Raw genomic sequence first — 16,019 nt, 5'->3', positions numbered from 1 at the left:
ATTGCAAAAAATCCCTTGCCGAATTGGCAAGGGATTTTAGTTTTAAATTATTTTGTTTGTTTAGAAGTTGATTCGGCTTCTTTGGCATTCACTTTACTTCTTGTTCCTAACATAACTAAATAGCATAGTACGGCAAACAAGCAAGAAATGAATAGAGAATGTAACAATGCCATCGCTAAACTAGCGTTTGTAAATACAACTAAAACTCCTACTACAGCTTGAAGTGTAACGAGGATAAATGAAATGATCCATCCCCAATATACTACAGGTTGCTGCTTGTAATGGCGAATAGCGAGAATCATGGCGTATAGTATCCAAGCGAAAATTAACATCGCTGCAACTCTATGGCCCATTTGAACCCATTCATGTAGTTGAGTTGGCATAGGTCTGTTTTTGCTACATAAAGGAAAGTCTGGACAGGCTAAGCTAGCTCGTTCGTGACGTACTAAAGCACCTGTGTAGACGACAATATAACTGTAAATTGTTACACCATAAATATGAAATTTCATTTTTTTGTCCATAATAAGTGAACGTGCATCAAATTTTTGGTCAATTTCAAAGATAAGACACGTTAATAAAATGACAGAAGCAAATGAAATTAAGGAAATACCGAAATGGATAGCAAGTACAGCTGGCATTTGTCCCCAAACAACTGCTGCTGCTCCCATTAATGCTTGTGCAACTAAAAATACGAAGGATAAAATTGCTAACGTTTTTGTTTCACGCACATGTTTATAATATTTCCAGGACAAAATACAAAGGAGAGTGACAAGAATTCCAGCTGATCCTGATGTTAATCGGTGGCTAAGTTCAATAATAGTTTCCATTGATAAATTAGATGGAACAAATTCACCGTTACAAAGTGGCCATGATTTACCACAACCTTGACCAGAACCTGTTTTTGTAACTAAAGCGCCTCCTAATAAAACTATTAATAAATCAAGGCTTGTAATGACTGCTAACCATTTAATAAAGCGTTGCAATCTCTTTCACCATCTTTCTGCTATGAAGTTATTGCGAAATATTTTCATTCCATTATGTATAGAATAAAACGCGCTAGTTCCTATGATATATAAAAAATAATAAAATAGCAAAGAAATGGAGGGGGAAGGAAAGGGAGAGAAAATAGGTGTAAAAACAGGGTTTGAAAGGAAAAAATTAGGTGAAAAATAGGCTGTTTTGAAAAGAAATGGGGAGAATACGTGTTAAATAGGACAAAATAGTTTATTATAGAAGGTAACATCATGTTATGATAAGGACAAGTCAGAATGAAGTTTTTTATATCCGACACAAAAAGTTCATGTTTTCTTCACAAAATGTTCGGGAAATATGATTTAATATATTGGAGTATGGGCGTAGATTAGTAGTAGAATGGGTTAACAATGTTTCTACTGTAATAATATTGCTATATAGAAGCGAATTATTTCATTTGAAATAAGCGCAAAAAGAAAGATGAAAGTTTTAAGAGGGGGTTAGAGTGATGAACCATGCAACAAGTGAGCTGCATGATGAGTCCGCTGTTACAAGTGTACCGGAAACAACTCGGTTACAAGATTTATCAGCACTCGTTAAAATGGGGATTGTAAACTCAAATACACTTACTGTATTTACAGGATTTTGGTTGGCGTTACACTTTAATGGATTAAGTGTGATGGACAATCTGGATAAGCTATTTTTTACAATCGTTGGTTCAGGATTAATTATGGCGGGGGTATGTTGTTTAAATAACTACATCGATAGAGACATCGATCCGTTAATGGAAAGAACAAAGACTCGTCCAACGGTTACTGGAAAGTATAAACCAGGATTTGCACTTACATTTGGACTAGTTATATTACTTCTTGGATTTGTATTCTTATTATTAACAACACCAATGGCAGTTTTAATGGGATTTATTGGTGCTTTCACATATGTTGTCCTATATACTTTATGGACAAAGAGAAAGTATACACTAAATACTGTTGTAGGTAGTATATCTGGAGCAGTTCCACCTTTAATTGGATGGGCAGCAATCGATCCATCTTTAGGTCATCCAATTGCTTGGATGTTATTTTTAATTATGTTTATTTGGCAAATCCCACATTTCCTTGCATTAGCGATGAAACGTGTTGATGAATATCGAAATGCAGGAGTTCCAATGCTTCCTGTAGTTCATGGATTTGAAATTACGAAACGCCAAATTATGATTTGGACAGTATGTTTATTACCACTCCCATTTTATATGAGTGGACTAGGGATAACATTTATGGTAATTGCAACACTGCTTAACATCGGATGGATCGTTTTAGGATTTTATGGCTTCCGTAAGAAAGATGACATCAAATGGTCCGTGCAAATGTTTGTTTATTCCCTAAATTATTTAACAATCTTATTTGTATCAATGATTGTAGTTACATTCTTCTAAGACAACGACATAATTGGATTTCTTTACGTTGAGATTTACTTTACTTAACTATAAAGTACAATCTAATTCACAAGGAAAGTGGGGGTTGTTTGTATGAAGAAACAGTGGCGACTGCTTTCGTTCGTTTCACTGCTGGCTTTACTGTTAGGGGGATGCGGTAAAGCCTTTCAATCTACTTTAATTCCGCAAGGAGAAGTAGCAAAAATGCAATATGATTTACTTCTACTGGCTAGTGCAATCATGGTAGGAGTAGTACTAGTAGTTACTATTATTTTCTTGTATGTAATTGTGCGTTTCCGACAAAAGAAAGGTCAGGAAGATTATATTCCAGAGCAAGTTGAAGGGAATCACAAGCTAGAAATTATATGGACAGTTATTCCGATTATTCTTTTACTAATCTTAGCTGTTCCAACGGTTACATATACATTCAAACTTGCTGATGTAAGTGCGATGGAGAAAAAGAATATTGATAAAGATACTATCGTTGTTGATGTAACAGCGAATCTTTATTGGTGGGAATTTTCTTATAAATCAGAAAAGATAGTAACTTCGCAAGATTTGGTCATCCCCACAGGTAAGAAAGTGTATTTAAATTTGAAGGGTGCCGATATTAAACACTCATTTTGGGTTCCATCTTTAGCAGGGAAAATGGATACAAATACAGACAATGTGAACAAAATGTGGTTAAAGGCAGATAAATCGGGCACTTATAATGGTTTTTGTACAGAATTTTGCGGTCCATCACATTCTTTAATGCAATTTAAAGTGAAAGCTTTAGATGAAAGCGAGTACAAAAAATGGCTTGCTGATATGAAGAAGATTGATGGAAAAAAAGAAGTAGCTTCAACAAAGGCGCAAGAGGGCCAAGAAATATTTAATAAAAGCTGTATTGGTTGTCACGCAGTTGGATCTAATGATAGTAGACCACCTTCCGCTCGTATCGCACCAAACTTAGCAAACTTTGCGGATCGCGATATGGTTGCCGGTATTGCCGAAAACAATGAAGAAAACTTAAAAAAATGGCTGAAGGATCCTGAAAATATGAAGCCAGGAAACAAAATGACTGGCAAATATGGCAACTTAACGGATGATCAAATTGATGCATTAAATGCATACTTACAAACGTTAAAAGTTGAAAAGTAAAGAGGGATTATTCGCGAAGGGGAGGTTGAAAACGTGAGTTCTGTAGCAAAAAAACAGGGGATGGGTGCTGTCATATGGGATTATTTAACGACAGTAGACCATAAAAAGATTGCCATTCTCTATTTAATTGCAGGTGGATTGTTTTTTGTAATAGGCGGAATAGAAGCTCTATTTATTCGCCTTCAATTAGCAATTCCTAACAACGCTTTTCTTGTTGGGGATGCTTATAATCAAGTATTAACGATGCACGGTACAACAATGATTTTCCTCGCAGCTATGCCACTCGTGTTTGCATTTATGAACGCCGCTGTACCACTTCAAATTGGTGCACGTGATGTAGCGTTCCCGTTTTTGAATTCACTCGGATTTTGGTTATTTTTCTTTGGTGGAGTATTTTTAAATTTAAGTTGGTTTTTAGGTGGAGCACCTGATGCAGGATGGACATCTTATGCATCTTTAGCTTTAGCCTCTAAAGGTCATGGTGTTGATTTCTATGTACTCGGCTTGCAAATCTCAGGTATTGGTACATTAATTGGAGGAATTAACTTCCTTGTAACCATTATTAATATGCGCGCGCCAGGAATGACGTATATGCGTATGCCGATGTTTACATGGACAACATTTGTAACATCTTCGCTTATATTATTCGCTTTTCCGCCGTTAACTGTAGGATTAGGACTTTTAATGTTAGATCGTTTATTTGGAACAAGTTTCTTTAATCCGGCATTGGGCGGGAATACAATTATATGGGAGCATTTATTCTGGATTTTCGGTCATCCAGAAGTATACATTCTTATACTCCCAGCTTTCGGAATATTCTCAGAAATCTTCGCGACATTTTCGAAAAAACGATTGTTTGGCTATTCATCGATGGTGTTTGCGACGGTATTAATTGGATTTTTAGGATTTATGGTATGGGCGCACCATATGTTTACTGTTGGACTTGGTCCAGTTGCTAATGCTATTTTCTCAGTTGCAACAATGGCGATTGCGGTTCCGACTGGTATCAAAATATTCAACTGGCTCTTTACAATGTGGGGTGGAAGTATTCGTTTTACGACACCAATGATGTGGGCAGTAGCTTTCATTCCATCATTCGTAATGGGTGGAGTTACAGGGGTTATGCTAGCATCTGCACCAGCTGATTATCAATTTCATGATAACTATTTCGTAGTAGCGCATTTTCATTATGTAATCGTTGGCGGTGTTGTATTTGGTTTACTTGCAGGAGCCCATTATTATTGGCCACTGATGTTCAATAAAGTATTAAATGAAACATTAGGAAAGATAACGTTTTGGCTATTCTTTATCGGTTTCCATTTAACGTTCTTTATTCAGCATTTCCTTGGCTTGATTGGTATGCCACGCCGTTACTACACATATCTTGAAGGGCAAGGGTTGGAAATGGGGAATATGATTAGTTCTATCGGAGCGGTGTTTATGGCTCTTGGAACGATTGTTCTTCTATTCAATGTAATTAAAACGACAGTATCAAAAGAAAAAGCTGGTCGTGATCCGTGGGATGCACGTACATTAGAATGGACAATGCCAGCACCGACACCAGAATATAACTTTAAACAATTACCATTTGTTCGCGGATTAGATCCGTTTTGGATTGAAAAACGTGAAGGTAATAAAGAGATGACAGCAGCGGAACCAGTTGGTGATATTCATATGCCAAATCCTTCGTTTTCACCATTTGTCATTTCTTTCGGATTGTTTATAGCGGCATTCGGTGCGATGTATATGCAGGGCGGAAAAGATAAGTTCTGGTTATTAGTAGCAATTATTGGTTTAATCATTACATTTGGCGCAATGTTCCTACGTTCAGTAATTGATGATCATGGGTATCATATTCATAAAGAAGATTTAGAGGATAAGGGGGGCAAGGCATAATGCATGTAGATGAAAAATTAACGAATGAAACATTTCCAGCAGAGCCTGAAAAAGCAACCCTTGAAGGGAAAAATAAGTTTGTCGGTTTTTGGTTATTTCTTGGAGGCGAAACAGTGCTGTTCGCTTCCTTATTCGGCACATATTTAGCGTTAAAGAATTCTACAAATGGTGGACCAACATCTCAAGAGATGTTCCAAATGCCACTCGTTTTTATTATGACGATGCTTTTATTAACGAGTAGCTTAACGAGTGTATATGCGATGTATCACATGAAAAACTTTAACTTTAAGAAAATGCAGCTTTGGTTACTAGTAACAGTATTGCTAGGTTTAGGGTTTTTAGGATTTGAGATATATGAGTTTTATCATTATACACATGAATTTAAGCATACTATGAGAAGTAGTGCGTTTGGCTCTGCGTTTTATGCTCTTGTTGGTACACATGGACTCCACGTATTGTTTGGGTTATGTTGGATTTTAACATTAATCTTTAGAAATGCGAAGAGAGGTCTAAATTTATACAATGCACCGAAGTTTTATGTTGCATCGATTTATTGGCACTTTATTGACGTAGTTTGGGTGTTTATTTTCACTGTAGTATATTTAATGGGAATGGTGGGATAAACAATGGCGATAAAGCAAACGAATAATCCTAAAGTTGATCTTGTTTATCGGAAGAGAAAAAGTGCGGAGGAAATGAGGCATCAAGTTATTACGTTTGCATTAATGATTTTTTTAACATTAGTTGCATTTGTAGCAGTGGCGTATCCAAAAACTTTTAGTCCGATTTTCTCTGTACCGTTTATTTTACTATTAGCAGTGGTACAAGTAATTTTTCAATTGTATTATTTTATGCATATGAGTCATAAAGGACATGAAGCAGCAAGTTTCTTTCTTTACTCTGGTCTGCTAATAGGATTAATTACAATTTTAGCTTTTATGACAATCGTGTGGATTTGAAAAGTGAAAAATAAGGGAGCTTGTGTTGTCACAGCTCCCTCTTCATATTATGAGATAACCTTACGAAGGTAGGTGTGAAAATGAGTAACTTGTGGATATTTGGTTTTCAGGCTTTATGGAGTCCAATCTTTTTATTATTTATGCTTTCAATTCTTATTGGGTACTTCTTAATTATTGGGCCATATAGAATGCGATTTGAAAATGCGACGAAGGTAAGTAAGAAGCAAATTTTTTATTTTACGACTGGTATTGTTCTTTTGTATTTTGTAAAGGGAGGACCTATTGATTTAATTGGCCATATTATATTTAGTGCTCATATGTTTGAAATGGCAGTCATGTATATTGCAGTTCCACCGTTACTGTTGCTTGGTATACCAATTTGGTTATATCGTTACATTACTTCTTTTAAGTTCGTTCAAATTATATTAAAGGCATTTGCTAAACCACTTATTGCGTTGTTTGTATTTAACGGCCTGTTTTCTTTTTATCATTTACCAGTTGTTTTTGATACAGTAAAACAAAGTCAAATAGCTCATCCTATTTGTCTCGCTATATTGTTTTTTACAGCAATCATGATGTGGTGGCCGATGTTAAATCCATTACCAGAATATCAAACGTTAAGTGATATAAAGAAACTTGGTTATATGTTTGCTAACGGCATATTATTAACGCCTGCCTGTGCGTTAATCATTTTTGCGACAGCGCCGTTATTTGCAACGTATACGGATCCAGCTGCTTGGATGAAAGCGATGGAACTATGTGTACCAGCGGACACTTTATCAGATTTGAATATAACGGGACCAGAATTTTTGCACTGGATGCCAGTCGTACAAGACCAGCAAACTGGTGGTATTATAATGAAAATTGTCCAGGAAATAGTATACGGTACAATTATAGGCTATGTATTCTTTAGATGGGCACGTAGAGAACGTGAAAAGGATAAGGAGCAGTTGCAACAATTGCCGCCGTATTTACAGACTAAGTAAAAAAGTGTATGGGATTCCATGCGCTTTTTCTTTTTTAGTTTTAGCTACCTTTAAAAAGATTGAATTTTCTAACTTTTTATGTTAAGTTAGTGTAGGCGTGTACTAAAAGTGGAGATAAAATTTACTACTAGCTTTCATGCGTAATAATTCCATATGTAGTGCAAGTTTTTTAGAGAGTTACAAATATATATTGTTATCTTTAATAAACACGAACTATTTTAAGGGGGAGTTTAAATGGGTAGTAGTGGAAGTATGGTAAAGCCGATTAGTGGTTTTTTGACAGCACTAATTCAATATCCAGTACCAGTAGTAGAATCGCGTGCAGACATTGATAAACAAATTCAACAAATCATAAAAACAATTCATTCGACCAAATCAGGTTACCCTGGTTTAGAATTGATAGTATTTCCTGAATATAGTACACAAGGGCTCAATACAAAAAAATGGACTACAGAAGAATTTTTATGCACAGTGCCTGGGCCAGAAACAGACTTATTTGCTGAGGCATGTAAAGAATCTAAAGTATATGGTGTTTTTTCAATAATGGAGAAAAATCCTGATGGTGGAGAGCCATATAATACAGCAGTTATTATTGATCCACAAGGTGAAATGATTTTGAAGTATCGTAAGCTAAATCCTTGGGTGCCAGTCGAGCCTTGGAAAGCTGGAGATTTAGGCTTACCTGTTTGTGATGGACCTGGAGGAAGTAAATTAGCTGTTTGTATTTGTCATGATGGCATGTTCCCTGAAGTAGCTCGTGAAGCGGCCTATAAAGGTGCAAATGTCTTAATTCGTATTTCTGGATATAGTACACAAGTTAGTGAACAATGGATGCTAACCAATCGCTCAAATGCATGGCAAAATTTAATGTATACATTGTCGGTAAACTTAGCGGGTTATGATGGTGTATTTTATTACTTTGGTGAAGGACAAGTATGTAACTTTGATGGGACTACTTTAGTACAGGGTCATCGAAATCCGTGGGAGATTGTTACTGCTGAAGTATATCCAGAACTAGCAGATCAGGCTAGATTAGGATGGGGATTGGAAAATAATATATATAATCTAGGTTCAAGAGGATATGTAGCAACTCCTGGTGGGGTGAAAGAAAATCCATATACGTTTGTAAAAGATTTAGCTGAAGGTAAATATAAGGTTCCTTGGGAAGATGAGATTAAAGTAAAAGATGGATCTATTTATGGATATCCAGTAAAAAAAACGATTCATTCTTAGGGAAGGGAAATAAAACAAGCGCATCATATTGATGCGCTTGTTTTTGTTAATCAATAATTTGAAATTCTTTTAACTCTTTTTCGACATTTTGTAGGAGTTGTTCGCTTTTTTGAAGTACATTCGTTGGGAAAGTCTCATCATCACCATATTCAACGCCGTGAGGATAATAATGTTTTCCTAATAAGGGGGGAAGTAGTTTTACTTCAGCGTGTCTACTGCCGATGTCACCTTCAACAGCAACTCCTTGCACTCGTAAATAATAAACATCCTTTAATATTTCAAATTTATAATCGTATGTAACTCGTTCATAATCCCACTGTCCGGCAAGTACGAAGTGGTTGTTTTCCATGATTTCAGTTAAAAGAGTTAATTCAACGACGGCTCCATTAAATTTCGTATTTGTAAATTGCATATAATACCTCCTTTTTTAATGTTACACCATTATTTTTATAATAGTATGAATAATAAGAAAGTGCAATTCATATTGAGAGAAAAGGGATAATCCAGACTTTTTTCACAAAAATATGATATAGTGAAAAGAGTACGGTACACACAAAAAGAAAGAAAAGGATTTGTGTATATCTCAATTTTATGTTTTGTTCAGGAGGTATATCGTTTGAAGAAATTATTGCGTATCGTAATGATTACATTTTTAATTTTAGCTGTTGATTTATACGGGAAATTACTCGTTTCACAATATATATTAACCCCATCTCAATCAAAGCAAGAAAATAAAATTGTGAAAAAGAAAAAGCAAATTAAGGAAGACTCCTCAGACACTGTTTTAAATATGATTGGTGAAGACTCTGAAAACTTATTAGCGAAGTGGGGAGAACCCTCTCGAATAGAGCCATCTGCATACGGATATGAATGGTGGGTATACAACCAGGATTTAACTCAGTATGTTCAATTTGGAGTTTCTGAACGTAAAGTTGTAACGGCATACGCAGCTGGTGAACAAGTTAAGGTTCCACCTTATTATATAAATGAAAAATATGAAGAAGTATATAAAAAAAGTCCGCTTTCGCATGAAATTTCATTAAAAAGAGGGAAAAATAGTTATCAATTTGAGCTATCTGATACCGAAGTCATGGAACAACCGTTAATACCTGTAGAAGATGGATGGGCGCAATTGTATTTTGATCAATTTACACATGAGCTTGTTGGTGTTCGTTATATGGATGATGAAACTTTATTACGCCAAAGACCGTATCAGCTCGTTTATTCAGGTGAATTAATAGCAGAACAACCATTGACTCCAGAAAAAATAAAACAAGTAGAAAATGGGAATATGCAACAAATTTTTGATTTAACAAATATCATTCGAAGTCGTCATAAATTACCGTTATTAACATGGGATCAGGAAACAGCAGATGTTGCTGTTGGTCACAGTAAAGATATGAAAGACAATAATTATTTTTCTCATGACTCACCTACATTAGGTACACTAGGAGATCGTTTGCAGCGCGGGAAAGTAGGATTTCAACTTGCTGGTGAGAACATAGCGGCGCAACATAGTGATGGAATTGCGGCAGTGCAAGGTTGGTTAAATAGTGAGGGGCATAGAAAGAATTTATTAAATGAACAATTTACAGGATTAGGTGTTGGTGTATACGATAAATTTTATACACAAAACTTTATTCGAAAATAAAGCGAAACTGTAAGCGGTGGGGTGTCACATTACCAAATTAGTTACTTCGTATTCACTGAATTGTAGGTGGGAATCTGACCGTATGCAAATAGCAGAAAAAAAGGTGCATGAATCGTCTAAAAATAGGCGAACCATGCGCCTTTTTTTTCTTACTATATAGTAGATATACATGGAGAGGTGAGGATTATGCCAACAACAAAAGGACCGTTACATCCATCGATTCAACAGTTTAAAGAATTTGTAAACCATCACCCTAAAATGGTTCATGAGGTTAGAAGTGGTCATAAAACATGGCAACAATTTTATGAAGAATGGTACTTACTTGGTGAAGAAGATCCAATATGGGCAACTTATAGACCGGATGGAGCGCCTGCGTTTTCTTCGGTAAAAGAAAATAAAAAAGAAAAAGATAATCGAACTGAAGAGGAAAAAACTGCTGATGTGATGGGGCAAATGCTTTCTTTTTTTAAAAAGTTGGACGTGGAACAAATGCAGAACCATTTAGCCAATGTGACGAGTGCAATTGGGAGCGTGCAACAAGTTATTCAGCAATTTCAAGGTAACCGTACGCAGCAAGAGCAAAGTACTTCAGAAAATAACCCGTTTTTCTTTCAAAAGGATTAGGGGGAAAGATGATGAGAGCAGAAATTATGGAGTTTATAAAGGCTGATGAGGATTTATCTCGCTATATTAGAGAGCAACCGTACTGGTATAGAAAATTAACACGAAATCCTGAAGAAAAAGAGGCTTTTGAGTTAGCGGCGATGCAACATTTCAAAAAAACGATACCAGATAAAGTGGAAAAGTTTCAAAATCAATTGGCCGTTGCTTCGATCATGATTGATATGTTTCAGTATATGAAGCAACAAAATGCAACCTAATTGGAAGTGAAAAATATGTCCGTCATGCAGAACTTTTGTTACAATAGAAGTTGATTATTTAAAAAGGAGTTGCAGCATGACGGAAATTTGTTTAGTACGACATGGACAAACTGATTGGAATTTTCAAGAAATTATTCAGGGGCGAGAAGATATTCCGCTTAATGAAGTTGGTAAGAAGCAAGCGAGTCAAAGTGCAGCTGCTTTACAAGAAGAAACGTGGGATATCATTATAAGTAGCCCGTTAATTAGAGCGCAAGAAACGGCTAATGAAATCGCAACGGCAGTTGGATTACAATCGATTTTATTAGATGAGCGATTTGTTGAACGGAATTTTGGAGAAGCTTCAGGGAAGCCGGTTGCGGCTGTTAGAGAGTTGATTGCTGAGGGTAAAGTAGAAGGTATGGAGCGAGATGAAGAGATTGTAGCTCGTTGCTTTGCTGCTTTAGAAGATGTTGCGACAACTCATTTTGGCAAACGTATTATTATTGTTGCTCACTCACACGCGATAAAAGCGATTTTACATGCCATTGAACCAGATGAAATTACATTTAAGACACCATTAAAAAATGCGTGTATTAGTTATGTGAAACAAAATAGTGGAAAATGGGATGTTCTTAAATATAATATAGCGGAACATATTAATGTATAAGTGTGTACGGATATAGTGTAAAAATAGTTACGTTATATCTTTCTTTTGAGTAAGTCACTTCAATTAGTAGTTCTAATCTAAATGTGGTATGATGGATACTCGGAGGTGTCTCTCATGATTGTAGCGACGCTAGAAAGCGTATTAATATTAGATAAGGCAGAGCAGCTTGCAAAAGCGATTATCTGTTCAGATATAGCAGAAGATTATCGTAAGTATTATAGAGAATTACATGAAGATATGGAACTTCAGACGCTAATTCAGCAATTTACAGCGATGAAAGAACGGTATGAGGAAGTACAGCGTTTTGGAAAATACCATCCTGACTATACTACCGTGTCGATGAAAATGAGAGAATTAAAGCGTTCTGTGGACTTACATGATAAGGTTGCAGCTTTTAAAAGAGCAGAAACTGCTTTGCAGAAGTTATTAGACGAAGTTAGTGTAGCAATCGGTTCGGAAGTGTCTTCTTCCATTAAAGTGCCAACAGGAAATCCATTCTTTGATGCTGGTGGCTGTGGTGGAGGTTGTGGTACTGGCGGAGGTTGTGGTTGTAAAAAAACGGGGTGATGTACCCCGTTTTTTAGAAGTTGGAAGAAAACGTATACAGAGTTTGTCCTGTAATGTTATAAATTTCTGATTGGTTTTCATAGAATATAAAATATATGTTTTTAAAAGGAGAAGATGGAGAAGATTATGTTCGGGCAACGACAAAGTATGATTGTTTATTTACATTCATTGAAACATGCCAAGATTTTAAGGAAATATGGTAACATACATTACATATCAAAACGATTAAAATATGCTGTAGTATATTGTGATATGGAACAAATTGAGCATATGATGCATAAGTTGAACAAACTTCCTTTTGTGAAAAAGATAGAACAGTCGTATCGCCCGTATTTAAAAACGGAATTTGAAAATTCCCGTCCTGATCGAGCAAAAGAATACGATTATAGCTAATAGAAAAAATCCCCTGCTAAATTTAGCCGGGGATTTTTCACTTGAAATAACACGTTATTTCATCGGAGGAATGAAATTGTTCATTCGTAAAATACCAATTAAATGATTAAAAAATAGTTCTTTTTCTGGGAAAGTTGTAGATGGTTTTACAGTAAAGGTAGCCACTTTTTTTCCGAGTTGTTCTGCCGTTTCTTCAAATAAAATGACACGTTTACTTTTTTTATTTTCAAATACAGGAATGCCTTCACGACATATGTATAATGGTTGGAAATCACCAGTAGTAGTTGGTTTTAATATTACAACAAGCGAACACACTTTTTTATCGTTTTTTATCGTTTCAAATTGTAACATATGTGCTATACGTTCTTGATTTGTTTTGGCAATTTCAAGTAATTCATATAAATCAGAGTAGCCTTCTCCAAGTTCTATAAAGCGTTGAATCATATCTTTTCCTCCTCTTTCTTTTACTGTACCATTTCACTTTTTAAATGAAAAGCACACAAAGAAAAAAAAACCCTGCATAGCAGGGCCCTTCTTATACTAGCATGTACTAGTAAGAAGGCAAAGGGAGAGGAGAAACCGGAGGAAGAACTTATGGGGAAACGTAAGTCTTCTCCGCGGTTGGCAACAACATCGAAGGTGATGTTGTTATAATTATTTATGTCCAATCTAAATGAAGATATACATAATGAAATTAAATTTTATGTTGGGCTTTTTATTTTTCTTTTTTTTATTTTGTGATAGGATAAAAAAGATAAAGTGGAACTAATATACATATTGGGTTCATATTAGTGAATGATGAGATGAATACATAAAAATAACGAGAGGTTATTTGAGGCCGAGTTTTTCTATAGTTAGGTGAATGTGGTTTGTTAACTGTTACCGAAGTGGGAATGGCTTTCTATAATCGCTCGATAGATTGAAATAAAGGTAGTGACAACAGATGAGAGTAGTTTCAGGAAAATGTAAAGGACACCCACTTAAAGCGGTTCCTGGTAATACAACACGTCCAACGACAGATAAAGTAAAAGAATCTATTTTTAATATGATAGGTCCTTATTTTGATGGTGGTATCGCCCTTGATTTATTTGGTGGTAGTGGTGGTCTTGGAATTGAGGCTTTGAGCAGAGGGATCGATAAAGTAATTTTTGTTGATCGGGATAGTAAAGCAATAAAAGTAATTCATCAAAATTTAGAAAGTTGTAGAGTACAGGAACAAGCTGAAGTATATCGAAATGATGCAGAACGCGCGGTAAAGGCTCTTATAAAACGTGAAATAGCATTCGATCTTATATTAATTGATCCGCCATATAAAGATCAAAAAATTGTATCTTTAATTAGTGTGATGGATCAACATGGATTGCTACATAGAGATGGATTAATTATGTCAGAGCATGGTAATGATGTAGTTTTACCTGAGTCTATAGGAAGACTTGTAAAAGTGCGAGCTGAGAATTACGGCATTACAGCAATATCGATCTATAAGTATGAAGGTGAGGGGACAGAATGACTAGTATAGCTATTTCGTCGGGAAGTTTTGATCCAATTACCCTTGGGCATCTGGATATTATTAAAAGGGGAGCAAAAGTATTTGACGAGGTATACGTAGTAGTTTTAAACAACTCGTCAAAAAAACCGTTCTTTTCAGTTGAAGAGCGTTTAGACTTAATTCGAGAAGCAACAAAGGAAATCCCGAATGTAAAAGTAGATTCACATAGTGGACTATTAGTAGAGTATGCGAAAATGCGTAATGCAAATGCAATTTTACGTGGGTTACGAGCAGTTTCTGATTTTGAATATGAGATGCAAATTACTTCTATGAATCGAAAATTAGATGAAAACATTGAAACCTTTTTTATTATGACAAATAACCAATATTCATTTTTAAGCTCGAGCATTGTGAAAGAAGTTGCGAGATATGGCGGAAGTGTAGTAGATCTTGTACCTCCTGTTGTAGAACGTGCTTTAAAAGAAAAGTTTCAAACCCCGTTAAAGTGAACGGGGTTTTTCTTTGTTGCTACGGAAAAATAATAAAATAACATATACGTATAAACAAAATAAAGTAAATATCGGTCCATAGTGTATAAAAGATGTCCAAATTTCATGCAGTATAAAAGAAGAATTGGAAAAAAATACGGGAATATCTTTTTGCATAGGTGAAAAAGAGCTTACTTTTTCATAAAATGGTTTCCAAAATATAAAGGTAAAAATAGGAGCGAGAATACTTTGGATAATTCGTGCGAAAAAATAGGGCTTAAATCGTATGTCTGTTTCAGCTAATATGCTAGCAACTTGTGCCTGAATAGAAAGGCCGCTAAATGCTAAAATGAAGCTTGTTACCATCGCTTGCTGCAGGAGGGGTGTTTCATTTATTTGACTAATCATTTGGCTCCCGAGTGTCATTTCGAAAATGCCTGATAAAATGGGAATACTAAATTCAGTAGTTAGTTGGAAGAATGATAAAATATGTTGCATAATAAAAGAAAGAGCTGCTGTAATGTGGAATACAGTAATCATTTTATTTAACACAGAGAATAAAATAATAAATCCGCCAATCATAAGTAATGTTTGAATAGAAGAAACAATGGCATCCCCAAGTAATTTACCAATTGGTCTTTTTTCTTGTAAGCGTGTCTCGTGAAGAATTAAAAAAGGGTTTTGAAAGCGACGTTTTTTTGTAGTGTGTGTATTATTTTTGTAAGCGGTATTATCGCCGTAAAAACGCATAATTAATCCGACAGCAAAGTTACTGAAATAATGGGCAGCGGCTAATATAATTCCTAATTTCGGATTATTAAAAAAACCGATAGACACAGCACCGAAAATAAAAAGCGGATTGGAAGAATTTGTGAAAGAAACGAGGCGCTCCGCTTCAATCTGAGTTAAAAGATTGCTTTTTCGTAGTCTAGCGCTTAATTTGGCGCCTGCAGGGAAACCAGAAGCCATTCCCATCGCCCAAACAAATCCGCCTATCCCTGGAACGCGAAAAAGTGGGCGCATGAGTGGTTCTAATATAACGCCAATAAATTTTACAACACCGATACTAATTAGAAGTTCCGCAATGATGAAAAACGGTAGTAGTGAAGGGAATACAACTTCCCACCATATATTTAACCCGCGAATAGAAGCTTGCAAAGCGGCTTGGGGGTGGAGTACAAGAGAAAAGGTTAAAAATAGCGTTGATATGGTAAGGAAAGCGGTTTTCCATTTTTCATACATGTAAGTAAATCCCCCTTTGTCCCAAAAAACGTTCATTT

Annotated in this window: 19 protein-coding genes; 15 read left to right on the top strand and 4 right to left on the bottom strand. The window is 35.6% G+C overall.

Annotated elements, in window-relative coordinates; all coding sequences use genetic code 11:
- Positions 1-47: 47 nt before the first annotated feature.
- Positions 48-983: a heme A synthase gene (gene ctaA / locus EBQ15_RS00250; protein ID WP_001188744.1), complete on the bottom strand. Its 936-nt coding sequence runs from the start codon at positions 981-983 to the stop codon at positions 48-50.
- A 497-nt stretch (positions 984-1,480) separates the two neighbouring features.
- On the opposite strand from ctaA, the gene ctaB reads away from it, so the two are divergent.
- The 7 genes from ctaB (at position 1,481) to EBQ15_RS00215 (ending at position 8,621) form a co-directional block, all read left to right on the top strand.
- Positions 1,481-2,404 (top strand): protoheme IX farnesyltransferase, encoded by a 924-nt coding sequence (ctaB, locus tag EBQ15_RS00245; RefSeq protein ID WP_001015064.1) that lies wholly within the window; start codon positions 1,481-1,483, stop codon positions 2,402-2,404.
- Positions 2,405-2,497: 93 nt separating this feature from the next.
- Positions 2,498-3,547, top strand: a complete 1,050-nt coding sequence (gene coxB / locus EBQ15_RS00240) for a cytochrome c oxidase subunit II (RefSeq protein ID WP_000745268.1) — start codon at positions 2,498-2,500, stop codon at positions 3,545-3,547.
- 60 nt (positions 3,548-3,607) lie between these two features.
- Positions 3,608-5,443 carry a cytochrome c oxidase subunit I gene (ctaD, locus tag EBQ15_RS00235; RefSeq protein WP_153579316.1) on the top strand — a complete coding sequence of 612 codons (1,836 nt, stop codon included), beginning with the start codon at positions 3,608-3,610 and terminating at the stop codon, positions 5,441-5,443.
- Entirely contained in the window at positions 5,443-6,066 is a 624-nt protein-coding gene (gene ctaE / locus EBQ15_RS00230) for a cytochrome c oxidase subunit III (protein ID WP_000557861.1), read from the top strand. The genes ctaD and ctaE overlap by 1 nt, the downstream gene beginning before the upstream one ends.
- Positions 6,067-6,069: 3 nt before the next feature.
- Positions 6,070-6,402, top strand: a complete 333-nt coding sequence (ctaF, locus tag EBQ15_RS00225) for a cytochrome c oxidase subunit IVB (protein WP_000985706.1) — start codon at positions 6,070-6,072, stop codon at positions 6,400-6,402.
- Between the two features lie 80 nt (positions 6,403-6,482).
- Positions 6,483-7,388 (top strand): cytochrome c oxidase assembly factor CtaG, encoded by a 906-nt coding sequence (gene ctaG / locus EBQ15_RS00220; RefSeq protein WP_000069021.1) that lies wholly within the window; start codon positions 6,483-6,485, stop codon positions 7,386-7,388.
- 234 nt (positions 7,389-7,622) lie between these two features.
- On the top strand, positions 7,623-8,621 hold the full coding sequence (locus EBQ15_RS00215) for a formamidase (RefSeq protein WP_000535802.1): 999 nt from the start codon (positions 7,623-7,625) through the stop codon (positions 8,619-8,621).
- A 46-nt stretch (positions 8,622-8,667) separates the two neighbouring features.
- Here the strand turns inward: EBQ15_RS00215 and EBQ15_RS00210 are convergent, their stop codons facing one another.
- Entirely contained in the window at positions 8,668-9,033 is a 366-nt protein-coding gene (locus EBQ15_RS00210; RefSeq protein ID WP_001160947.1) for a YugN family protein, read from the bottom strand.
- Between the two features lie 204 nt (positions 9,034-9,237).
- Here EBQ15_RS00210 and EBQ15_RS00205 point away from each other — a divergent pair, with 204 nt between their 5' ends.
- The 6 genes from EBQ15_RS00205 (at position 9,238) to EBQ15_RS00180 (ending at position 12,762) form a co-directional block, all read left to right on the top strand.
- Positions 9,238-10,272 carry a CAP domain-containing protein gene (locus EBQ15_RS00205; protein WP_000735378.1) on the top strand — a complete coding sequence of 345 codons (1,035 nt, stop codon included), beginning with the start codon at positions 9,238-9,240 and terminating at the stop codon, positions 10,270-10,272.
- Between the two features lie 186 nt (positions 10,273-10,458).
- Positions 10,459-10,896, top strand: a complete 438-nt coding sequence (locus tag EBQ15_RS00200; protein WP_001143324.1) for a YlbD family protein — start codon at positions 10,459-10,461, stop codon at positions 10,894-10,896.
- Positions 10,897-10,907: 11 nt separating this feature from the next.
- On the top strand, positions 10,908-11,153 hold the full coding sequence (locus EBQ15_RS00195; protein ID WP_001200990.1) for a YlbE-like family protein: 246 nt from the start codon (positions 10,908-10,910) through the stop codon (positions 11,151-11,153).
- A gap of 76 nt (positions 11,154-11,229) precedes the next feature.
- Positions 11,230-11,802, top strand: a complete 573-nt coding sequence (locus EBQ15_RS00190; RefSeq protein WP_000134947.1) for a histidine phosphatase family protein — start codon at positions 11,230-11,232, stop codon at positions 11,800-11,802.
- A 114-nt stretch (positions 11,803-11,916) separates the two neighbouring features.
- Positions 11,917-12,369, top strand: coding sequence for a YlbF/YmcA family competence regulator (locus tag EBQ15_RS00185; protein ID WP_000634366.1), 453 nt, complete (start codon positions 11,917-11,919; stop codon positions 12,367-12,369).
- Between the two features lie 126 nt (positions 12,370-12,495).
- Positions 12,496-12,762, top strand: a complete 267-nt coding sequence (locus tag EBQ15_RS00180; RefSeq protein ID WP_002082261.1) for a YlbG family protein — start codon at positions 12,496-12,498, stop codon at positions 12,760-12,762.
- A gap of 54 nt (positions 12,763-12,816) precedes the next feature.
- Here EBQ15_RS00180 and EBQ15_RS00175 read toward each other — a convergent pair whose 3' ends face one another.
- Positions 12,817-13,206 (bottom strand): DUF7147 family protein, encoded by a 390-nt coding sequence (locus EBQ15_RS00175; RefSeq protein ID WP_000616017.1) that lies wholly within the window; start codon positions 13,204-13,206, stop codon positions 12,817-12,819.
- 499 nt (positions 13,207-13,705) lie between these two features.
- Here EBQ15_RS00175 and rsmD point away from each other — a divergent pair, with 499 nt between their 5' ends.
- Positions 13,706-14,272 (top strand): 16S rRNA (guanine(966)-N(2))-methyltransferase RsmD, encoded by a 567-nt coding sequence (gene rsmD / locus EBQ15_RS00170; protein ID WP_001266980.1) that lies wholly within the window; start codon positions 13,706-13,708, stop codon positions 14,270-14,272.
- Complete coding sequence (gene coaD, locus EBQ15_RS00165) at positions 14,269-14,760, top strand: pantetheine-phosphate adenylyltransferase (RefSeq protein WP_000200599.1); 492 nt, start codon at positions 14,269-14,271, stop codon at positions 14,758-14,760. The genes rsmD and coaD overlap by 4 nt, the downstream gene beginning before the upstream one ends.
- Here coaD and ylbJ read toward each other — a convergent pair.
- The gene (ylbJ, locus tag EBQ15_RS00160; protein WP_000273085.1) at positions 14,752-15,981 is read right to left on the bottom strand and encodes a sporulation integral membrane protein YlbJ; all 1,230 of its coding nucleotides are present in this window, start codon (positions 15,979-15,981) and stop codon (positions 14,752-14,754) included. The genes coaD and ylbJ overlap by 9 nt on opposite strands.
- Between the last annotated feature and the right edge of the window lie 38 nt (positions 15,982-16,019).

The sequence above is a fragment of the Bacillus sp. 2D03 genome (genome assembly GCF_003946765.1).
GTDB classification, from domain to species: Bacteria; Bacillota; Bacilli; order Bacillales; family Bacillaceae_G; genus Bacillus_A; species Bacillus_A cereus.
This window is presented reverse-complemented; position numbering and strand designations above follow the sequence as displayed.